The organism is Rahnella aceris (assembly GCF_011684115.1).
GTDB lineage: Bacteria > Pseudomonadota > Gammaproteobacteria > Enterobacterales > Enterobacteriaceae > Rahnella > Rahnella aceris.
Map to the genome: position 1 here is coordinate 348,492 of NZ_JAADJV010000002.1, position 22,389 is coordinate 370,880.

A 22,389-nucleotide genomic window follows, 5' to 3' on the forward strand; every position below is an offset into this window, starting at 1 on the left:
TTCAATTCACTGAAATCTAGCCTGCCAGCGCCTCGCTGTAACTCTTCGCAAAGCCGTATTCTTCCAGCATAAACTCAATAAAACAGGCCAGTGCCGGAGAATTCAGTTTTCGTCCCGGATAGACCAGATACAGATCATTCCCTTCCGCTTCCCATTCCGGTAAGACGCGCACCAGTGTGCCTTTCGCCACTTCGTCATGGCATAAAAATGCCGGTAACAGCGTGATACCTGCGCCTGCCAGCGCGCATTCCCGCGCATACAACAAATTGTCGGTGGTATGCGCCGCAGGCAGCAGCCAGCGGTGCCAGGTGTCGCCGCGATGTAGCACCCATTCCGACCACGCCCGGTGCGCGATACAGTGATGCGACGCCAGTTGCTGCGGCGAATCCAGAGACGGATGCTGCGCCAGATACGCCGGCGAAGCCAGCAGGTAACGCGGGCTGTGCCCCAGTTCGCGGCCAATCAGCGAGGAATCCTGTGGTTTACCCGTACGCAGCGCGATATCAAACCCTTCCTGCACCAGATCGACCAGCGCATCGGAAACGGAGACTTCCAGCGACACATCGGGATAACGCTTCTGAAACTCAACGTTCATGCGCGCCAGCAACGTCGCGCCGAGCCCCGCCGGACTGGTGATCCGCAGCCGTCCGCTCGGGTTATCGCGTAAACGGCGGATGGCCAGTTCTGCCCGTTCGCTGGCCTGCATCATCTCCTGACAGTGGATCAGGTAGCGTTCACCGGCGAACGTCAGATTAAGCTGTCGCGTCGTGCGGTTCAGCAACCGCAGGCCGACGGACTTCTCCAGCTGGCTGATGCGATGACTGACACTCGATTTGGGCAATCCTGCGCGGCTTGCGGCCTGTGTGAAGCTGCCACACTCCGCCACCAGCGCAAACAGTGCCATATCCTGCAACTGCTTAAACATGATTGTTCACCTCAGACGAACACTTTGTTAGTTATTGTCCATCTTATCAGCTTCCCGCCGGAGGACTAGACTGTCTCTATACCTAACGGAGAGAGAGAACATGACAATCAAAGCTATTGCCGTAAACCCGAAAGATCCGGCCCATTTTATTGCTGTTGAATTGCCACAACCCGTCGCGAAGGATTACGACCTGCTGGTGGAAGTGAAAGCCGTGTCGATCAATCCGGTCGATACCAAAGTGCATAAAGGCGTGCAAAAAAGCGGTCTGGACGCGCCAAAAGTGCTGGGCTGGGATGCCAGCGGCATCGTCAAATCCGTCGGCAGCGCAGTGAAAAACTTCAAAGCCGGTGATGAAGTCTGGTACGCCGGGGATATCACCCGCTCCGGCAGCAACGCGACAGAACAACTGATCGACTCACGTATTGTGTCCGTCAAACCGCAAAGCCTGAACTGGGCTGAAGCCGCTGCCATGCCGTTAACCACGCTGACCGCCTGGGAAGCACTGTTCGAGCACCTTAAAATCCAGGACGCGTCTGCCGATAAAACCCTGCTGATCATCGGCGGGGCCGGTGGCGTGGGTTCGCTTGCGATCCCGTTCGCGTCACTGCGCAGCAAAGTGAAAGTTATTGCCACTGCTTCGCGTCCGGAATCCGCACAATGGTGTCTGGATCGCGGTGCGGATCTGACCGTGAACTATAAAGATCTGAAAGGTGAACTGGCCAAACACGACATCAGACAGGTGGATTTCATCCTGTGCCTGAATGACACTGACGGTCACTGGGAAGCGATCTCTGATCTGATCGCACCGATGGGTCACATCTGTACCATCGTTGAAAATGAACATCCGCTGGATATGAATAAACTGAAGCTGAAAAGTGCCGCACTGCACTGGGAACTGATGTACACCCGCAGCATGTTTACCACGCCGGATATTGCCGAACAGGGCGAAATTCTTAAGCAGGTCGCGGCGCTGGTTGATGAAGGCAAAGTACAAACCACACTGAGTGAAACCCTTTCTGGCCTGACAGTGGAAAGCATCGAAGCCGCCCACGCCAAAGTGCTCGACGGCCATATGCAAGGTAAAGTCGTCGTCGCCTTCTAAGCACGATGCCGCTTTAAAAGAAAAGCCCCGTCACTTTCATGGCGGGGCTTTTTCATTCACGTATGTCCCCTATTCGCCATCGTCCACTTTTTGCCATTTGGCATCGGGGTCAAACGCCGTGATCGCTTTTGCCGCAGCGTCGGTATGCTCGCCTAAATCCTGCTGATATACCTCGCCCTGCTGATTGATCATAAAACTGGTTACGCCGGTATGGCCGTAAACCGCCGGCCAGGCGATCAGCGCAAAACCTTTGGTCATCTTGCCATTTTCGATGTAACTGTACGCTCCGCCGCTGGCGTTTGCGCCCTGCGCGGTGAGGATGCGGTAAAAGTAGCCGTGATAATCCGATCCCGGCTGATCATTGCCAAAGGCCGGACCTAACGGGCTGGTCGCTTCGCCCTGTTTCACCGGCCAGTACAGGCCGTCATGCTGGCCTTCCGTGCTGATAAAGCGCTGAGCATATTGCCCGGCAATCTGCTGATATTCGTGCTGCGCATCGGCGTAAGCGGAAACCGCCTGAATGGCGGAAAGCTCATTGCGGCCAATAGCACGGGTTTCGATTTCGGCGGCACCGGCGGCCATATCAAATGACCAGCCCTGCGCCGTGTGTTTCATCGGGATCGGCAACTGCCAGTTTTCCGGCCCGACATTCAGGTGTGCGGTGTCGCCGTGTTCTGCGATTTTATGGCTGATATGCCAGTCACGCAGAAAACGCGCCACCTCGTCCGGATCCACCTCTTTTCGCGGCAGATACTCCTGCCAGTTATTCCCGAGAAGCTTTTGCATAGACGCATCATCATGCGCTTCAATGGCTTTTACCAGTGCCTGCGCGGCAAGTTCCGGGGTGGTGAACGTCTGCTGTGCGAAACCGGTTAAAGGCAGCAACATCAGACCTGTGGAAATTAAAAAATTACGCAATCTCTTCATGACTTTTCCTCGTCAGTCTAGCGACGGTGCAAATGAGCTGGCTCTGTATTGGCAGGGCGTGACTGCTGGAAGTTCCGCATATGCTCGCGGCTCTGATTACCCCGCGATTGCTGCTGTTGCCACGACGGCCCGCGACTGGAGTTACCGCTGAATGCCGTGCTGCGTGATGCATTAAGATTCTGCCGCTGATGCTGGTTGATTTGCTGTACTGGCTGGCGCTTAGCATTGTGTTGAGACAGTGGCTGGTGCTGCGGCACCTGGCGACTGGCCGGATTATGCATACCGGCAGCCGGTGCTGAATGCGGCAGGTTTCGCTGCTGGGTATGCCCCTGTGTCTGCAGCGTATTCTGATGCTGATTCATCACCGATGCCGCCTGTTGACGGCGCTGATCCACATTTTGATTCTGCACACCGCCGTTGTTACGCCCGACCGCGTTGTTGTCGAAACCACGATAGTTATTACGCTGCGCCGCCTTGCTCAGCACCTGGTTTTGTGTCGCACCGTTCAGGTTTGCGCCGTGATTTGGCAGCCCTGCGTTGTAGGTCGGATTGTGCTGCCAGCCCGTGGTATTCGCATTTCCAGCAGGGTTGATCCCATTATTGTTGCCCGAGATACGGTTGTAATTGTTGACGTTCACATTGACATAATTGTTCTGCGAACCACCGTGATGATCATAATCATCGTCCCAGTCAATACTACCGAAAATGGCATAAGTCGCTGCCACACCGACACCAAACCCGATGCCAGACGCCACACCGTTAACAAACTGCTGTCCCGGAGGAGGTGGCAGATACACCGGCGGATAGGCTGGTGTCGGCCATGCGCCATACACCACATTCGGGTTGTAGCTCGGTACGTAAACAACCTGAGGATCCGCTGGCTCAATCACGATGGTTTGCTGCGCAGGCGCACTTTTCACCACAGTGGTTGAGCTGCTTTGTGCCGCCGGTTTAGGTTTGACTGTCACGGTCTGCTGCGGCGTGCTTTTCAGTGCCCCGCTGCTTTGTGCCACCTGACGGAATTTCTGCACGGTATTCATCACGTCGTCCGGTTGTGCCAGAAACGCGTTACCCAGATTCTGCACCCATGCCGGATCTTCTCCCATCAGCGCCAGCAATTGCGGGAAAGCCACCAGCGATTTCACACTCGGATCCCACGGCTCATTCGCCACCTGAGCGACGGCAGCGTCGCCCTGGTTTTGCGGATGGTCGCGTGACCATTGTACTGCCTGAATCACGTTAGTGGGATAAGTCGATGCCATGAGTACCTGTGAAAGCAGGCTGTCAGGATAAAGCGCAACAGGAGCCACCCACTGGTCGAGCTGAGCTTGTGTAAATGCCGCAGGTGCAACGGGTGCAGGAACCGGGGCTGCTGGCGGAGGAACGGCGGCTGATGCAGGCGGAGGCGCAGTCTGCGCCGTGGTTTCGGCCTGACTGCTGACCGGAAGCCAGCCTTGTATAAACATCACACTGGCCAGAGCAAATGCCCCTGCGCCGCACAATACTGCGATACCCCAGGGCTTGAATGATAAATTCATTCGGATCACCTTAGAAAGCCTCAGCGGGAATGAGAGGCAGATTGAATGAGTATAATCGGATAAATAAAACTCAACGGCCGCCACTGTATTTTTATTTCATGTCAGGGATTTACGCATAAAATGCGCAATAAAAAGCCTTAAAAAAAGCACACACACAATCCAATGAATAATAAGGATATTTAATTTTACAGTGTTACAAACTGAATTAATAAAATGACCAGAAAAGATAATCAGATCAATTAATTAATAATTGTGAGAGATAAATAATATATAAAATATTCATAGTGTGAATAATAAAAAAGCGCGTATTCCGGAGAACACACGCTTTCTTATTGCTGCTTGTTGATCAGCTCACAGGCGGCTCATTCAGCCGGCTGGTATCTGCTGCCAGCATATTCTGCACCAGCTCCACACATTCGAGAAAACGCTGGTCATAATCCGATGATTCAACGTGAACATAATCGACGTTGTTCTGTTTCAGCATGTCGATCAGCAGGTTCTGGAAAGACATCCGGTCAGACGTACTTCCCAGACTACGCAGGCCATCAGCGACCCACGGTGTATTGTTTTCAAGCAAGATAACCAGATCAAACCGGTATTCATCCATCAGCGCCTGCACGAACGGATGCTCACGCCCTTCATATTTTTTGCAGAAGGCCTGCGTGGTCAGAAAATCGGTATCAATAAACGCCACTTTATTGGCATATTTCACCGCGAAATCAATGTACTGCGCCTGACCGAGCGCGATTTTATCGTAATCTGAATATTGCAGCGCCATTTCGTCGCCACCAAGATGCGAGAAAACATAATCGCGGCCATATTCCCAGGCGCTGGTAGTGTTGAAGATATTGGCTAACTTGTTGACCAGCGTGGATTTTCCGCTGGATTCGCCACCTAAAATCGCCACGGTACGCACGAAGAACGGCTTCACTTCTGTCGGAATATAATCCCAGTAACGGAACGGATCCTGACGGATCTGGCGGCCACTGATATTCATAAAGGAGCGTTTCGGGTCAATCAGCACCGTTTCAATACCCAGATGTTCACGGTACTGCGGCGCATCAGCTTCTTCGCTGGAATAAATGGTATTGGGTTCAATGCCTTTCTGGCTCATGAACTCTTTAATGCCACGGCCCCAGACGTCCCAGCCGTGCGGATACGGCTCCATCCCCTCTTCGTTAAAGGCATGAATGCGGATGTTTTTCTGGTATTTGAAGGTCTGTAATAACCAGCGCAGGCGGTCGCTGACTGTAGGCTGCTGAGACATCGAACTGTTCTCAAACAGCTCGCGATCACGCGGCTCGTCATAGCCCATGATGATATGCAGTTCATCAACCTGACTGCAGGCGCGCTGGATCAGATAGATATGGCCGGTGTGCAGCGGATAAAACTTACCGAACACCACGCCGATATTCTTCTCGCGACGGGGAAACTCAAGATCCAGAAAGCGGTGCAACGCCTCGAGCTTTTGGGCGCTGGGACTTTTTATCTTTGCATTCAACAACTGGCTGAGATAACCCTTGGTCATCCCGCTGGCTTCGGCCACCTGTTGCAGCGTGCGTCCCTGTTGTTTTATCGCGGTTTTTAGATAGTCGAACTGTGACATGCCTTGTCCTCAGGTTTTTTTTACTAAACAAAAAATAGCACAAAGGCACTGAGCTGCGACAGCGGTTAACCGTTACAAATCGTCGAGGATCGCCAGCGCATCAGCCAGTTTTTTGACGCCAAACACCTGCATACCGGCGGGCACTTTTTTTGGCACGTTGGCGTGCGGCACAATGGCGCGTTTAAAACCGTGCTTCGCCGCTTCGGTGATCCGCTCCTGACCGCTCGGTACCGGGCGAATTTCCCCCGCCAGCCCGACTTCGCCGAACACCACTAAATCCTGCGGCAGCGGACGGTCACGCAGGCTGGACACCAGCGACATCAGCAGCGCCAGGTCAGCACTGGTTTCGGTGACTTTCACGCCGCCGACCACGTTAACAAACACATCCTGATCCGCCATCTGCAAGCCGCCATGACGGTGCAGCACGGCCAGTAATATCGCCAGACGATTTTGCTCAAGACCGACCGCCACACGACGCGGATTGCCCATCATCGACTGATCGACCAGCGCCTGAACCTCAACCAGCAACGGACGCGTCCCTTCCCACAACACCATCACGGAACTGCCGGAGGTGATTTCATCGCCACGGCTGAGGAAAATCGCCGACGGGTTGCTGACTTCACGCAATCCCTGCTCGGTCATGGCAAATACGCCCAGTTCGTTCACGGCACCAAAGCGGTTTTTGTGGCTGCGCAGCGTACGGAAACGCGAATCAGCATCGCCGTCGAGCAGCACGGAACAGTCGATACAGTGCTCGAGCACTTTCGGCCCCGCCAGTGAACCGTCTTTAGTGACATGGCCGACCATGACGATCGCCACGCCGCGCGTTTTAGCGAAACGGGTGAGGTAAGCCGCCGTTTCACGCACCTGCGCAACCGTCCCCGGCGACGACTGGATATCCGCCATGTGCATCACCTGAATGGAGTCGATCACCATCAGTTTCGGCTGTTCTTTATCCGCTATTTCGCAAATTTGCTCGATGCTGGTTTCCGACAACATATTCATGTTAGCCGTCGGCAGACCCAGACGGTGTGCACGCATCGCCACCTGCTGCAAAGATTCTTCCCCGGTGACGTACAGGGTTTTCATGTTTTCGCTGAGATGACACAGAATTTGCAGCAGCAGCGTACTTTTACCTGCGCCGGGGTTACCACCAATCAGAATCGCACTGCCCGGCACTACGCCGCCGCCTAATACACGGTCAAACTCTTTAAAACCGGTGCTGAAACGCGGAAGTTCATCAAGGCTGATATCAGAAAGTTTCTGTACGCGGCTGACGCCCGCATCACCGGCGTAACCGGTGAGACGTTCATTACGCGCTACAGTCGGAGAAGCGGCCAAACGGATTTCAGTAATGCTGTTCCAGGCCTGACAGGCACTACACTGCCCTTGCCAGCGCGGATAGTCTGCGCCACATTCATTACACACAAATGCACGTTTTGCTGCTTTTGCCACAACTTACCTCTTTGTATTGATTAAGACTGACTACCACTTAAAATGCAGAGAACGCCAAGAAGATCGGCATGACGGATGCATACTGCGGCCTGTTCGTAGACTTTCGGTTTGGCGTGATAAGCAATGCCCATGCCCGCTACCGCCATCATTTTCAGGTCATTCGCGCCGTCACCGATGGCGACGGTTTGCTCATGGGAAATACCCAGTTTTTCCGCCAGTTTCAGCAGGGTATCTGCTTTATATTGCGCATCGACGATTGGCCCGATCACACGGCCGGTCAGTTTACCTTCACGGATTTCCAGCTCGTTCGCGGCCACGTCGACCAGATTCAGCTGATCACGCAGGTATTCGGCATAATACGTAAAACCACCGGAAGCAATCGCCACATGCCAGCCCGCTTCCTGCAGACGCTGAACCATGACGGTCAGGCCCGGCATCAGCGGCAGGGTTTCACGCACCTGCTGGAGAATGCTGGCATCCGCATCTTTCAGTGTCGCGACGCGCTGACGCAGACTCGCGGCGAAATCCAGTTCGCCGCGCATGGCGCGCTCAGTGACTTCAGCCACCTGCTCACCGACGCCAGCCAGTTTGGCAATTTCATCGATGCATTCAATCTCAATCGCGGTAGAATCCATGTCCATAACCAGCAGACCCGGTGCACGCAGATACGGCACTTTCCCCAGCTGAGCAACATCAAATTCAAAGGATTCGGCGAGAAGCTGTACATCAGCGGTGAGTGAACCGGCCAGACGCACAACTTGATAACCTTCGACTGCCCAGGCGCTCACAATCACCAACGCGCGGCCTAACCGGCGCTGGAACAGCGTAATACTCTTCTTATCGAGTTTTCTTCCATAAAGGAGCCATCCGGTATGCCCCGCCCGGTAATCCAGCGGCATGACTTCGTCACCGCTCAGTGAAAGGGGAAGTCCCGGCCATTGGTGGATCTCCGCAGGAAGATCGCAATAGGTCAGACTGTTTGGCATGATGGCTCCTGTAGGGCGTTATGGCATTAAGAAAAACAAATATCACGATTTACCCAAAATCATTCAGTTGACTCAAGGCAGCAACTGAATGCACCTCCGGGAACTGACACGGGTCAGTGACCGGTATAAATGAAAGCAGCAGCTTGAAGGATGCCGGGTAAAAACTGGCATCAAGCTACCTTATCGTAGCGGCTTCTGGCAACATAAAGTCATCGAAATACGCAAGGAAACAGAATGGCCAAGGCCAAACTTAAATTTCGCCTGCACAGAGCAGCTATCGTATTGATAAGTCTGGCATTATTAGTCATCCTGATGCAAGGCGCATCCTATTTCAGTCTGGGACACCAACTGGCCCGTTCAACGCAGGTGGAACAGCTTGCTCAGACGCTCGCCAGACAGGTGGCGTTTTCCCTCGCGCCACTGATGGACAGCGACAATGATGGCGCTGATATCGCACAAATTTCCACTATTTTGAGTCAGCTTACCGATAGCAGTCGCATTCTTGACGCCAGTGTTTATGAGTCCGACGGTTCTCTGGTGGCGCATGCCGGTGAACAGGTGCCGGTTCGCGACCGTTTGTCGCTGGATGGCAAACGTGCGGGCAGCTACTTCAATCATCAGATTGTGGTGCCGATCGAAGATAAAAACGGTCCGAGCGGATTTTTACGCATTACGCTGGATACGCACGTGCTGGCGACAGAATCCAAACAGGTGGATAACACCACCAACCTGCTGCGTCTGATGATGCTCGCCGCGCTGGGCGTCGGTATTATTCTGGCCCGCACCCTGTTGCAAGGCCGCCGTTCGCGCTGGCAGCAATCTCCGTTCCTGCTGACCGCCAGCAAACCGGTGAAAGAAGATGATGAACAGGAAGAAGAGCCGGATGAATTCGGCCCGCCGCCGGTGCTGAACATTCCCGAGCCGGAATCTGAGGTCGCGCCGGCAAAACCTGCCACCGAAGCGCAAACGAAAGAAGCCGCACAAGCCGCTTACCGCAGCCTGAAACGCAGCAGACCGAAGTGATTCAGGCCAGCCGCTGAATAATTGATGTTAACCCTTCCACCTGCGCCAGCATACCGCTGGCCAGTTGGCGGAATTCAGGACTGATTGCCATATCGCTTTCTACCTTCCGCCAGAACTCACCCGCCCAATCCTGTGCATTCAACCACTTTTCTTTAGACACTAAAGGGTCGGGCGTTAAGGGTAAGGTTTCACGACGCATGGTACCGGCGTTGGTCGGTGCAAAAGCCATCGGCAGCATGTCATACACAGGCGATATCGAAAGAGCCTGCTTTAAAGGGTCAATGGCAGGATCGATAAATGACAGATTTCCCTGGTGCATATCGCTGTTGGCGATCAGTTTTCCGAAGGCATAAATCTGCTCAATTTTGTCGACTGTAGCGGCTGTAATGACCTTACTTTGGCGTAACCGCTGCGCGGTCAAAAACCAGTTGCTGTTTCCTCCGCCAAACTCAGCAGAGACGGCCTCAAGGGAAACCAGCCCGCGACGCCCGCACTCACCTGTCCGGTCAAATCTTTCGACCTCAAGGAAAACCTCGCCCTTTCTGCCGGTAAAAATTTCGGCTGTTGCCGCCGGAATGCCAGCCTCCTGCAAAACGCTTAACGCATGAGCTTCAGAGCGCAGTAAATCGCCCCAGCGGGAGGCGTTTTCATTGACAGCCGGAGGCGAAAATTTAACTAGAACCTGAGAGGCGTCCCGGCCTGCATGTTCTGCATAGCAGCTGAATTTAGGCTGCTCGCCTCCCGCAGATGATCCGACTTCCTCCCCTGCCAGACTTCTCTGTGCCAGCCGTTCATACACCTGAATTTTGTCTTCACGGGGAACGGGAATATCTTCAGGTTTATGAAACCATCGCTGATAGGCCATTTCTCCAATGACAAAATTCCCGACCGTTTCATCCCCCGCTCTTGCGAGAGCCACCAGCGTCTGGGATTCGGTCCACCTTTTAATGTCATCCGGAAAATGCAGGGCAGCGTTAATATCACGTCCCCACGCCCGACCTAAAAAGCCCTGAGGCCGCATATCGGTGATAAACCACGGCAGACCGTCGTAAATCAGCGACTGGCCGCTGACAACTTCCACTGCACAACTTTCACCCGGCCAGATGGAATATAGCGTCCCGACCTTTTCGGCATTTCCTGCCTCATTAATTTGGTAAAGCGGGAAGCTCCATTGGCCTTCCAGCGGACGCGGCAGAATATAACGGGTCGAGCGGCTTTGCCCGATTTTGACGATCTCAGGAATTTTAGTCAGCCGCCTTGAGAGCGTTGACTGGGTGATGTGCAGTTGCTCCGTGATCTCTTTTGCCGTCAGACTGCCCTGACGCAGTAAATCTACAAGTTCAGACATGAGCGGCTCAGTGATGAATAGGAAAATGCATAGCTAATAGCATAGATAAAAAATTAAAATAAATCGATATATCCTGAAGATATAAATTTGAATACGCAAAAAAACACGAAAAAACGCATAGCAAAACGGGCGCCATCCGGCGCCCGTTTTAGTGACTGCAATATTTGCAGAATTTATTCTTTGTCGCCCAGCAGAACGGATTCCAGCGCGATTTCGATCATGTCGTTGAAGGTCGTCTGACGTTCAGCGGCGGTGGTTTGCTCATGCGTACGGATATGGTCGGAAACGGTACAGATGGTCAGTGCTTTCGCGCCGAATTCTGCGGCCACGCCGTAAATACCGGCGGCTTCCATTTCCACACCCAGAATGCCGTATTTTTCCATCACGTCAAACATTTGCGGGTCCGGCGTGTAGAACAGGTCAGCGGAGAAGATGTTGCCTACGCGCGCGTTGATGCCTTTGGCTTTCGCCGCGTCAGCCGCGTTACGCACCATGTCGTAATCGGCAATAGCCGCGTAATCGTGATCTTTGAAACGCATGCGGTTCACTTTGGAATCGGTACAGGCACCCATGCCGATCACGATGTCGCGCAGTTTGATGTCGGCACGCACAGCACCACAAGAACCCACGCGGATGATTTTTTTCACGCCGAATTCAGTGATCAGCTCTTTGGCATAAATTGAGCAGGAAGGAATGCCCATGCCGTGGCCCATCACGGAGATTTTGCGGCCTTTGTAAGTGCCGGTGAAACCCAACATGCCACGCACGTCGTTCACCTGCTTAACATCCTGAAGGAAAGTTTCCGCGATGTGCTTGGCGCGAAGCGGATCGCCCGGCATCAGCACGACGTCAGCGAAGTCGCCCATTTCAGCATTAATGTGTGGAGTTGCCATCTTCTTATTCCTTAATCAGCGAGGTGTCATATTCATTATAAAAAACGCGGCCAGTATAAGAGACTGGCCGCGTAAGAAAAGTATCAGAGCATGGATTTGCCGTAATCCATCGGTGACAGGTCGAAGTATTTAGCGACTGTCTGGCCGATGTCCGCGAAGGTTTCACGGTGACCTAATGAACCTGGTTTTACTTTCGGGCCATAGATTAAGACCGGAATGTGCTCACGGGTATGGTCGGTGCCGCGCCAGGTCGGGTCACAACCGTGGTCAGCGGTGAAGATGATGATGTCATCTTCTTTCACCAGTTCCAGCAATTCCGGCATACGGCGGTCAAACAGTTCCAGCGCGGCAGCGTAGCCTGGTACGTCACGGCGGTGGCCGTAAGAGGAGTCGAAATCAACAAAGTTGGTGAAGACGATGGTCTTGTCACCCGCTTCTTTCATCTCTTTGATCGTCGCGTCAAACAACGCATCCAGGCCGGTAGCTTTCACTTTTTTAGTGATACCAACCTGCGCGTAGATGTCAGCGATTTTACCGACAGACACCACATGGCCGTCTTTCTCATCCACCAGCTTTTTCAGGATGGTCGGAGCCGGTGGTTCAACCGCTAAATCATGACGGTTACCGGTACGTTCGAAGTGACCGGCTTTGTCACCGATGAACGGACGGGCAATCACGCGACCAATATTGTAGCCACCTTCAGTCAGCTCTTCACGGGCGATTTCACACAGTTCATACAGGCGATCCAGCCCGAAGGTTTCTTCGTGACAGGCAATCTGGAAGACGGAGTCGGCTGAGGTGTAGAAAATCGGCTTGCCGGTTTTCATGTGCTCTTCGCCCAAATCATCCAGTACCACGGTACCGGAAGAATGGCAGTTACCGAGATAACCCGGCAGATTAGCGCGCTCAACCAGTTTATCCAGCAGTTCCTGCGGGAAGCTGTTGGTCGTGTCACTAAAGTAGCCCCAGTCAAACAGAACCGGCACACCGGCGATTTCCCAGTGGCCTGATGGGGTGTCCTTACCGGAAGACAGTTCGCTGGCATAAGCATACGCCCCGGTAATTTCAGCATTACCGTCCATGCCGTCAGGAATTTTACCGGTAGATTCTTCCGCAGCTTTCGCCAGCCCCAGACGGGTCAGGTTAGGCAGATTCAGAGGGCCTTTGCGGCCTTTGTCCGCATCGCCACGCGCACAGGCAGCTGCGATATGGCCCAGCGTGTCAGAACCGGCATCGCCAAAGCGCTCGGCATCTTCACTGGCACCGATACCGAATGAGTCTAACACCATGATAAATGTACGTTTCATTTTGCTCTCCTGCGAATGGTTACGCATTGGGTCACGCGGAACTGCCGCGCACCTGATCAATCTTAAATGGGGGCGATTTGGCCTGAAATCAAGCGTTACCACCGATCCGGCGGTAAACCACCGACGTGCTTTCCGGCGCTTTGTCGCTCAGGACAATGGCCGCACGCACTTCCTGCGCCGCCTGCTGCCAGGCCGCTTCACTGTTCGCGTGGATCATCGCCAGTGGCTGACGGGTATCCACTTGCTGGCCAAGCTGCGCCATATGGGTCAGACCGACGCTGTAGTCGATAGCATCGCTGGCGCGGCGACGTCCGCCACCCAGTGAAACGACGGCCATGCCCAGCGCACGGGTGTCCATCGCGCTGACAATCCCGTTGCCTTCGGCGTAAACCGGTTTGCTCAGCGTGGCCTGTTGCAGATAACGATCGTAATTCTCGATGAAATCGGTTGGGCCTTTCTGGGCGGCAATCATGCGGCCAAAGACTTCTGCGGCTTTGCCGTTATCCAGCACGGCCTGCAACTGACTGCGGGCGTCGGCGTCATCTTTTGCCAGCCCGCCGGACAGCAGCATTTCAACACAGAGCGCCATTGTCACTTCCAGCAGACGCGGATTCCGGTATTCACCCGTCAGGAAGCGCACGGCTTCGCGCACTTCCACCGCATTCCCTGCGCTGGATGCCAGCACCTGATTCATGTCGGTCAGCAGCGCCGTGGTTTTACAACCTGCGCCATTGGCCACATCGACAATCGCCTGCGCCAGATCTTCGGATAGCTGGTAAGTCGGCATGAAGGCCCCGGAGCCGACTTTGACGTCCATCACTAACGCATCCAGCCCTTCGGCCAGTTTTTTGGCGAGAATCGAAGCAGTGATCAGCGGGATAGAATCGACAGTTGCGGTGATATCACGTGTCGCATAGAAACGCTTATCCGCCGGAGCCAGCGAGCTGGTCTGGCCGATAATTGCCACGCCGACATCCTGAATGATGCTGCGAAAACGGCTGTCATCCGGGAAAATATCGAAGCCCGGGATGGCTTCAAGTTTATCCAGCGTACCGCCGGTATGACCGAGGCCGCGGCCGGAAATCATCGGCACATAACCGCCGCATGCCGCTACCATCGGCCCCAGCATCAGGGACGTCACGTCACCCACACCGCCGGTCGAATGTTTATCAACGATCGGGCCGTTGAGGTTGAGCGATTTCCAGTCCAGGACGGTACCGGAGTCGCGCATTGCCATGGTCAGCGACACACGCTCATTCATGGTCATATCATTGAAATAGATAGTCATTGCCAGCGCGGCAATCTGGCCTTCTGAAACCTGACTGTCGCGAATACCATTAACAAAGAAACGAATTTCTTCATCGCTTAAAGGCTGACCGTCACGTTTTTTACGAATAATTTCTTGTGCGAGAAACAAGGTATCCCCCTGCCTGAGCTGAACGCTAAATGTAGATGCGAATACCGGACGCTGTAAAACAGCGCCACGGTATTGGCATAACAACAGTGATTAGTAGCTGCTGGTGGCTTTCTGGCCAGCGTGACCGAGAGTGGTGAGCAGGCTTGCCAGCAGACTGGATGCGCCGAAACGGAAGTGACGTGCGTCAGCCCATTCGCGGCCCAGCAGGCGATCAGCCAGTGCCAGATATTGCGCAGCGTCTTCAGCGGTTTTCACGCCACCGGCCGGTTTAAAACCGACAGCTTTGCCCACGCCCATCTCAGCAATCACGCTCATCATCAACTCAGCGCTGTGCAGCGTGGCGTTTTCTGGCACTTTACCGGTAGAGGTTTTGATGAAGTCAGCGCCTGCGTTGATGGCGATTTCAGAGGCTTTGCGGATCAGCGCATCCTGCTTCAGCTCACCGGTTTCGATGATCACTTTCAGCAGCACATTGGCAGCCGCACAGGCTTCTTTGCACTGTTTCACCATCTCAAAACCAATCTGCTCGTTACCGGCGATCAGCGCGCGGTACGGGAAGACCACGTCAACCTCATCGGCACCGTAAGCAATTGCCGCGCGGGTTTCTGCCAGCGCAATCTCAAGATCATCATTACCGTGCGGGAAGTTGGTGACGGTGGCAATACGGATGTCCGGCGTGCCTTGCTCGCGCAGGGTTTTACGGGCAACAGGAATAAAACGAGGATAAATACAGACAGCAGCGGTGTTACCTGCCGGGCTTTTCGCCTGATGACAAAGCGCGATCACTTTTGCATCAGTGTCGTCTTCGTTCAGGGTGGTTAAATCCATCAGGTTCAGCGCACGTTGCGCTGCGGCGGTTAAATCGGTCATATAACTCTCCAACAATTTTCAATTCCAGCGACCGGCCGGGACTGAGCATACAGTCATGAATTCGTTCCGGCGTTTAACGTCGGCAAGAGAATTCTGCACGTTGGCGAGCGGACTTGGTTCCTTGAAGATAGCGTGCGTAAGCGGCGTGGAACGGCTTACGTGGCAACTGAGATCCTTCTCACCGCGCTTGGACTGGCTGACGCCAGTTCGTTGTGACTATTTGAACACGTCACATCAGGTTCCTGTGTGCATTATTTCACACAAAATGAAAACCGATTGCAACGTTGCTTGGCTAAATGAGACCTTGGTCACAATTCTTAGCCCTTATGCTCAGTATTCGACCCTTAATAAGAGTGTATACCCGAATCATGACAAACGGAGTTCGGGTGGCCACACCGCGATCACCAACCGGCGATCTTACGAGCAATGTTATAATAATAACATTTTAAAGAGAAATGAAATCGCAATACGCCAGAAACCCTTTCTGGAAAGGTTTCTATACGTCAGGGTAAATGTTATTTGAATCACAAAATTAAAATTTCGACGGTTTACCGGGAAGGGAGATTAAAGATGCGGCGGGTATTGTCGAGCAGTGCAAGAGCAATCTGTTCCGGCGTTTCACTGCGCAGGCTGCACAGAATGTCGAACACGATTGCCGCCCGTTCCGGGCGATTAGGCTGCCCCTGAAACCCCTGCAACGGCATATCCGGCGCATCGGTTTCCAGCAACAATGACGAAAGCGGTAATTCTGCCATCACATGACGGGTTTTCTGCGCGCGTTCGTAGCTGATAGTGCCACCCACGCCTATCGCAAAACCCAGTTTGATAAACGCCTGCGCCTGAGAAAGACTGCCTGCAAATCCGTGCACTACCCCGGTTGCCGGCAGTTTTGCCTGACGCAGCAGCGCCGCCAGCTGATCGTGGCTGCGACGGGAGTGCAGGATCACCGGCAACATCTCACGCTTTGCCAGCGCGAACTGCGCTTTCAGCAACCGCTGTTGTTGCTCAAACTTCGGCGCTTCCATGTATAAATCCAGGCCGATTTCCCCGACTGCCACCAGGCGTGGATCCCGCTGGCTGAGCAGTGAATCCAGTAAATCCAGACAACTGTCTTTATGTTCGGCGATATAAAGCGGATGCAAGCCCAGCGCGGCGTGCAATTGCGGGAATTTTTCGGCCAGTGTGAGAATGCCGCTGAAACGGTCAGACGTGACCGCCGGAACAATAATCTGCCCTACACCAGCTTCTGCAGCGAGGCGCAGGCTTTCCGTTTCCGCGCCGGTAAACGGCGGAAAATCGAAATGACAATGCGTATCGACGAAGGTGAAACTCACAGATTTTCGCCCTCACTGGACGGATAATTTTCTGATGACGCCGGACTTTCCGGTGGCGGCATGTCTGAGGATGCGTGCTGCGGTTGCGGCGCACTGACCACGTTGTCTTTAAATGCTGCCGGACGCACCACACCGCCGTCGGCGACCATATCCGTCAACACGGCTGGATCCAGAATGATTTGCTCAACCGTACTGACCGAAGCAGCCAGCGGGATCACATTTTCCGGTTCATCCTGCGGCACGATAACCTGTTTTGGCTGGCGGAATATCCGTGGTTCGATTTGCGGATGAGGGCGCTCGTTTTCACGCGGTAACAGCCAGTGTGCCGCAGCAGAAAGGAAGTACCGTCCGCAGCGACGGCCAAGATGGTAATCCTGATTAAGCGCAGGCAGACGACTGCCAAGCGCGTGGCTGGCCAGCGGTTTTGGCGGGAAGATTTCGAAAATACGCACATCGTCCGGCGGATTCTCAATAAATTGCTGAATGCGGTGATAACTTTCTTCGTGGTGCTGCATCATGCGCACCAGTTGTTGCAGGCTGCTTTCACTCAGCCATTGTTCCATGCGCTTCATCCATTGCGGCGTATAGAACATCGCCGAAGGCACGGTACGGATGACCACAATGGTATCCGCGCCACGGCGGTACGCTTCTTCAACCGGGATCGCGTCACTGATGCCTCCGTCCTGATAGCTGACACCATCCAGATCCACCCCCATGCGGTAAAAGCCCGGAATAGCACTTGAGGCTTTGATCACGGGTAGCCAGTTTTCCCGCGTCGGCGAGAAATAATTGGCCGCATAATCATCACTGCGACAGGCGCACATCAGGAATTCCCGGCCGTCGATCAACAGCTTTTCAGCACTGTCCATCGCCAGCGGCATGTTTTTAGCCGTTTCTTCAACCAGCCAGTCGAGATCGATAAGATGTCCGCCGCGCACAAAACGCAGCGGGTTGAAAAAGTCAGGGCTGGTGGTGTAGCGGGTGATCACCCTTCTGGCATAGCCGGGCTGCCCGCAGACGAAAGCAGAGAGATTTTGTGCACCCGCAGAGGTGCCCAGATATAAATCAAAGGGATTGAAACGCGCGCGCTGAAACTCATCCAGCACGCCTGCCGTAAAAATGCCTCTCTGCCCGCCGCCTTCGCACACCAGGGCAATCTTCCCCGGCATATAGGGTTTGTACGCCAGCGGTTCTATATTCCCCAGCGTGACAGGTATTCTGTATCCCAACGCATCGTCCTCACGCAAATGGCCCCACTCAGTTGGCCTTCATTTCAGAGCATACCTCGTCTTCCTGCTTTGCGTAGATTTCTTGCCAAAATCGGGCGACAAAATCGTTACGTCCTGTTAACGGCCAGATTGTACACATAAAAGAATCGCCCCCTTCAGTGAAGGGGGCGATGTCATTAATTAACACATTTTGGCATCACTGGAATGATGCGGTCAGAGTCGTTTACGACCGGTAAACAGGCTGACAAGAAACAGAATGATACCGACTACGAAGACGATTTTTGCAGCCCAGGCCGCTGTACCCGCCAAACCACCGAAACCGAGAGCCGCCGCGATCAACGCGATGATTAGAAAAATAATGCCCCAACGAAACATAAGCTTCTCCTTTACCCTATTTTCACTTTGCCATTTCAAAAGGTTGTGCCCCGCTTCGGGCCGGACTCATTGTGAAACATTTGCCTTATGACGCTTTATCAACCGACAGCATGCCGGTAACAAAAAAATGCTTACCTAATAAAGGTAGTCGAAAAATGAAAGTCTTAGCGTTTCCGACACAATATTTTTCTGACAGCAGGCAAATCTCGTCCAACACAAATCTTCAGCGGGCAACGTAAATGTAATTATGTGTTATTCAAAAAATGAAGCGCCCTGCCCGTGGGAAGGCGCTTCGTACTACAGACAGAGCACGTGATCGTTATGGTGCGACTTTCAGGTCATTTTTGACGCTTTTCACGCCATCAACGGTTTTCGCAACGCTTTCAGCACGGTCAGACTGTGCCTGATCTTTCACTGCGCCTGAGAGCTGTACCACGCCGTCGGTCGTTTCGACTTTCACGTTACGTGACGGGACAATGTCATCCGCCAGCAATTTGGCTTTTACAGAAGCCGTGGTCGCGCTGTCACCGGCATAGGCTTTAACGCTTTGATCTTTGCTGTCTTTGGTATGCAGTTTGTCGCTGACGGATTTAACACCTTCAACTTTGGTTGCCGCAGCAACAGCCTGCTCGGCTTCAGCCTGCGAACCGACAAAACCACTCAGCGTAACAACACCGGAATTCGTCGTGACGGAAATATCGCTACTTTTAATGGCTTTATCATCTACCAGAGCACTTTTCACTTTCGCGGTGATAGCGCTGTCGCCCATGTAGTTATCAACTTTCTTCATGGAACTATCGATTTTTGCACCTGCGCTATCTGTAGTCGTCGTTGCTGCCAGAGCGCTACCGCTCATCAGTGCGGTACCCAGAACTACGGCCATCATTGAATAGGCAAATTTAGAATTTTTCATCGATTTCTTCCTTTTGGTTTATGAGCCTTGTTGCGACTCTGCACGCCACATTCTTGGTGACGCCTTATAACAAATTGTATTGCTGCTGTTTTTACTTCCGTTGTAGCAGAGTACATCGTTTTATTCTGGCTTTTAATCGCCATTCGATATAACTCTCTATTGAGTGACTTTAAAGTAGTGCTTTAAGCCACCCTGTCCTGAACACACATTTAATATAGTCAAGAATGTTCAGATTAGTAGGGAGATCGTCGAATATGCCCTCTAATGCAGACAAGTCCGAAGGTTTACGCCAAAATTTGCGCAAAATATCGGCATATTGATAACAAAGCGTAAGATCCGGAAGGGTATCAGATAAAAAAATGGCTCCCTTTACAGGAGCCATTGAAAAATTATTGCGTTATAAATCAGTCTTCGGTAGTGAAATTACTGTTTATCCCACGCATCCTGCCAGTTAGTGCCGGTCGCAGGAGCATACGCCCAGGCCGCCTGACTACACCAACCGGAGTATGGGAAAGGCTTACATTGATAGATGCCACCGTCACTGCCTAATACCCGGGTTCCCGCGACGTATTTCTCACTACTTTGCGGATAAACATACTCATAATCCCCTGCCGCTGTTTTGGCTTTCACCAGAATCGTGGTCGTTGCGGTATCGGTTAAACCGGTGTTATCGGTCACGGTCACGTCAACAGTAAAGCGCGTATCAACTGTTACTTGTGGTGCATTGATCACTTCAGTGTTGGATGCTGCCCCCTGAGCCGGTGCGACTGGCAATCCAGCCGGATTAGTCCACTGATAATGTAAATCAGCAGCCTGCGTATCCGGATCTGTCACTTTTGCTGTCAGCGTCAGCGATTCACCTGAAGTCACGGTATACGTGGATTCAAGGGTAACGGACGGTGCAACAGGCTTAGACGCATCAATCACATTCACGCTGGTTTGCGCTGTGGTGCTGCCTTCGCCGTCACTCACGGTCAGCGAGAAGGTATACACCGCATTGGTCACCGGTTGCGCCACGCTGAATGTCGCTTTTGCCGCGTCGCTGTTTTGCAGCGTCACTGCTGGCCCGGAAACTTGCTTCCACTGATACGTCAGGGTGTCGCCTTCTTTATCGGTGCTGGCTGAACCGTCAAGCGTGATAACAGCGGTTCCATTAACCTGCTGAGCAATACCGGCATTAGCGACCGGCGGCGTATTGGTTTCTACCGGTGCCGGTGAACCGCTGGTGATTGGCGCAAAGATTTCGCTGTAAGCGTACATCGGAGCCTGTTCCGGCGTCATACCACTGTGTTCCGCAGAAACTTGTCCTGAAACACCCGGCTGATCACGCGCCACAGACCACGCACCGATCATACCCAGGCCATAATCTTTTGCCTGCTGATAAACCAGACGCGCATCGGAAAGATAGAACACTTCTCCCTGCACATCGTTATAGCCAATCATCGGCGTTGTCCCCAGCATGGCGTAAACCTGTGCGGCGCTCTTCTCAGGGTATAAACCTTTCACCTGAGTGAACAGATTATCGATGGCAGAAGTGGCACATTTACCGTGAATATTCTGACCTTCAGTGTTGGCTGACTGACATTGTACGTTGCCGTAATCCATCGCCATCACGTTAATCCCGGTCAGCACGACGCCCTGATCTTTGGCATCCTGCAACACTTCCATCCCTTCATGGGTTAAACCGGTTGGCAGAACAGGCAGGGTATACCAGACACCGATGTGACGGCCTTCGGCAGCCCAGCGATCCTGTACTAATTTGACGGCGGCATTGCGGCGCTGAATAGATTCTTTATCAGCCAGCCAGTTTCCTTCGATATCGAAGTCAAGCACCTGCAGGTTCAGGTTTTCGACAATGTCATAATAATGCTGTTGCAGATCATTCACGTTATTACAGGCTGCGGCCAGAGGCGCATTGTTCGCGCCGCCGATCGACACCATGATATCGCCGCCTGCTTCACGCAATGCTTTGATTTTGCTGTATTGCGCGTAGTTGGTAACACTGTAAGCGGTGCCCCACGTCGGTACACAGGTGTTAGCATCTTTAGCGACCATAAAGGCCATGGTGAAGTGGTTAACGTTCTGGTTTTTCGCCAGACCGACAAGGTCAGGCTGCATATTTAAGGTGAAATCGACATAAGGCGCATAGAACTGAGCAGGCCACGGATTTTTCGGCGTACCCACGCGCTCTTTCGTGCCGCTCCAGTCCATATACACAGCCCACGGTGAAACATCGTCAGGTTTAACTTTCTGAACTATTACAGAAGACTGATAATTTTTGCCGTTATATTTCACTAATGAATTAGCAGGATATAAGGTATCGATATTCAGCGTTGGCGCGTTATCAATTTGATCCTGAGAGTAGATTTGAACCGGACCTAGAGGTTTCCACGGATGGCCATTATTTCCGTCCGGGTTCTGATTAGCCGTCAGCGACGGATCATTATTAATGGTGTAAAACAGAGCTTCATACATAACTCCGTCTTTCTGAACTTTATCGCCCTGATTATAGGTTGCACTGCTGCTCCAGACCGGCGTCGGTGCATACACTACCCACGGGTTATTTTCTGCTGGTGCGAAACTGTGAGCCGGCGTTGGTTTAGACGTTTTGTATGTCATGCCATTTGCCAGAACAATATCACCGGCTAAATAATCACGGCTGCTGTCATAATCGACATAATTATTCTGCGTGCCGTCACCGGCAATCTCACAAACGGTCGGGTTGCCATATTGGCTCATTTCAGTCGCAGATGCGTCGCGCACCTTACGCCAAGGGTTGGCACCTTGATCTTGTTCCGCTGTGCCCGGGCAATTTGTCGCACCGACCCACCAGGCATTTGAGTAAACACTGCCGTCAAAGATGACTTCAAAGGTGTCACCCCCTTCCTGTCCGTTCCAGGCTTCAAGGGCAAAAGCGCTGGCTGAAGCCATCGTCAAACCGGCAACACAGAGCATCTGTGTGATTTTATTCATTCTCATAACTACATTCCTTATATATATATCATTGCCATGGCGGGATATTCATAGAATACATATATGTTTCGCGAGAAAACCTATTGTAATTCCTGTGAAATTAAGACTTTTGTTACTATTTCATAAACAAAAAATATTAATTACCCCCAAAACATATTAAATAAATAT

The 22,389-nt window shown here is 52.8% G+C and carries 18 protein-coding genes; 2 read left to right on the forward strand and 16 right to left on the reverse strand.

The annotated features are described in order from the left end of the window. Window positions 1-16: 16 nt before the first annotated feature. Window positions 17-925: a LysR family transcriptional regulator gene (locus GW591_RS13950; RefSeq protein ID WP_013577089.1), complete on the reverse strand. Its 909-nt coding sequence runs from the start codon at window positions 923-925 to the stop codon at window positions 17-19. Window positions 926-1,025: 100 nt separating this feature from the next. On the opposite strand from GW591_RS13950, the gene GW591_RS13955 reads away from it, so the two are divergent. Beyond that, entirely contained in the window at window positions 1,026-2,027 is a 1,002-nt protein-coding gene (locus tag GW591_RS13955) for a zinc-binding alcohol dehydrogenase family protein (RefSeq protein ID WP_037033476.1), read from the forward strand. A 69-nt stretch (window positions 2,028-2,096) separates the two neighbouring features. On the opposite strand, the gene GW591_RS13960 is transcribed toward GW591_RS13955, so the two are convergent. The 5 genes from GW591_RS13960 to serB all read right to left on the reverse strand — a co-directional run bounded on the left by GW591_RS13960 (window position 2,097) and on the right by serB (window position 8,539). Next, window positions 2,097-2,954 (reverse strand): DUF2950 domain-containing protein, encoded by an 858-nt coding sequence (locus GW591_RS13960; RefSeq protein WP_166860813.1) that lies wholly within the window; start codon window positions 2,952-2,954, stop codon window positions 2,097-2,099. Window positions 2,955-2,971: 17 nt separating this feature from the next. Beyond that, entirely contained in the window at window positions 2,972-4,492 is a 1,521-nt protein-coding gene (locus tag GW591_RS13965; RefSeq protein WP_166860815.1) for a DUF3300 domain-containing protein, read from the reverse strand. Between the two features lie 346 nt (window positions 4,493-4,838). Next, a complete protein-coding gene (gene nadR, locus GW591_RS13970; protein ID WP_013577093.1) occupies window positions 4,839-6,098 on the reverse strand; it encodes a multifunctional transcriptional regulator/nicotinamide-nucleotide adenylyltransferase/ribosylnicotinamide kinase NadR in 1,260 nt (419 codons plus the stop codon). A gap of 72 nt (window positions 6,099-6,170) precedes the next feature. Next, the gene (gene radA, locus GW591_RS13975; protein WP_013577094.1) at window positions 6,171-7,553 is read right to left on the reverse strand and encodes a DNA repair protein RadA; all 1,383 of its coding nucleotides are present in this window, start codon (window positions 7,551-7,553) and stop codon (window positions 6,171-6,173) included. A 20-nt stretch (window positions 7,554-7,573) separates the two neighbouring features. Next, window positions 7,574-8,539, reverse strand: a complete 966-nt coding sequence (gene serB, locus GW591_RS13980) for a phosphoserine phosphatase (RefSeq protein WP_013577095.1) — start codon at window positions 8,537-8,539, stop codon at window positions 7,574-7,576. 234 nt (window positions 8,540-8,773) lie between these two features. Between serB and GW591_RS13985 the strand changes: the two genes are divergently transcribed. Beyond that, window positions 8,774-9,562 carry a YtjB family periplasmic protein gene (locus GW591_RS13985; protein ID WP_013577096.1) on the forward strand — a complete coding sequence of 263 codons (789 nt, stop codon included), beginning with the start codon at window positions 8,774-8,776 and terminating at the stop codon, window positions 9,560-9,562. A 1-nt stretch (window position 9,563) separates the two neighbouring features. Here GW591_RS13985 and yjjJ read toward each other — a convergent pair whose 3' ends face one another. From yjjJ to GW591_RS14035, 10 genes are all read right to left on the reverse strand, one after another. Next, on the reverse strand, window positions 9,564-10,910 hold the full coding sequence (gene yjjJ / locus GW591_RS13990) for a type II toxin-antitoxin system HipA family toxin YjjJ (RefSeq protein ID WP_013577097.1): 1,347 nt from the start codon (window positions 10,908-10,910) through the stop codon (window positions 9,564-9,566). Window positions 10,911-11,083: 173 nt separating this feature from the next. After that, complete coding sequence (gene deoD, locus GW591_RS13995) at window positions 11,084-11,803, reverse strand: purine-nucleoside phosphorylase (protein WP_013577098.1); 720 nt, start codon at window positions 11,801-11,803, stop codon at window positions 11,084-11,086. A gap of 83 nt (window positions 11,804-11,886) precedes the next feature. Beyond that, on the reverse strand, window positions 11,887-13,110 hold the full coding sequence (gene deoB / locus GW591_RS14000; protein ID WP_013577099.1) for a phosphopentomutase: 1,224 nt from the start codon (window positions 13,108-13,110) through the stop codon (window positions 11,887-11,889). Between the two features lie 88 nt (window positions 13,111-13,198). Beyond that, window positions 13,199-14,527 (reverse strand): thymidine phosphorylase, encoded by a 1,329-nt coding sequence (deoA, locus tag GW591_RS14005; RefSeq protein ID WP_013577100.1) that lies wholly within the window; start codon window positions 14,525-14,527, stop codon window positions 13,199-13,201. Window positions 14,528-14,617: 90 nt separating this feature from the next. Further along, the gene (gene deoC, locus GW591_RS14010; protein ID WP_013577101.1) at window positions 14,618-15,397 is read right to left on the reverse strand and encodes a deoxyribose-phosphate aldolase; all 780 of its coding nucleotides are present in this window, start codon (window positions 15,395-15,397) and stop codon (window positions 14,618-14,620) included. Between the two features lie 548 nt (window positions 15,398-15,945). Then, on the reverse strand, window positions 15,946-16,731 hold the full coding sequence (locus tag GW591_RS14015; RefSeq protein WP_013577103.1) for a metal-dependent hydrolase: 786 nt from the start codon (window positions 16,729-16,731) through the stop codon (window positions 15,946-15,948). Then, complete coding sequence (locus tag GW591_RS14020; protein ID WP_379670700.1) at window positions 16,728-17,900, reverse strand: patatin-like phospholipase family protein; 1,173 nt, start codon at window positions 17,898-17,900, stop codon at window positions 16,728-16,730. Before GW591_RS14020 ends, GW591_RS14015 begins: the two co-directional genes overlap by 4 nt. A 273-nt stretch (window positions 17,901-18,173) precedes the next feature. Then, window positions 18,174-18,335, reverse strand: coding sequence for a DUF1328 domain-containing protein (locus tag GW591_RS14025; RefSeq protein WP_013577105.1), 162 nt, complete (start codon window positions 18,333-18,335; stop codon window positions 18,174-18,176). A gap of 319 nt (window positions 18,336-18,654) precedes the next feature. Continuing rightward, window positions 18,655-19,248, reverse strand: a complete 594-nt coding sequence (gene osmY, locus GW591_RS14030; RefSeq protein ID WP_013577106.1) for a molecular chaperone OsmY — start codon at window positions 19,246-19,248, stop codon at window positions 18,655-18,657. A gap of 423 nt (window positions 19,249-19,671) precedes the next feature. After that, the gene (locus GW591_RS14035) at window positions 19,672-22,227 is read right to left on the reverse strand and encodes a PKD domain-containing protein (protein WP_013577107.1); all 2,556 of its coding nucleotides are present in this window, start codon (window positions 22,225-22,227) and stop codon (window positions 19,672-19,674) included. Window positions 22,228-22,389: the final 162 nt, after the last annotated feature.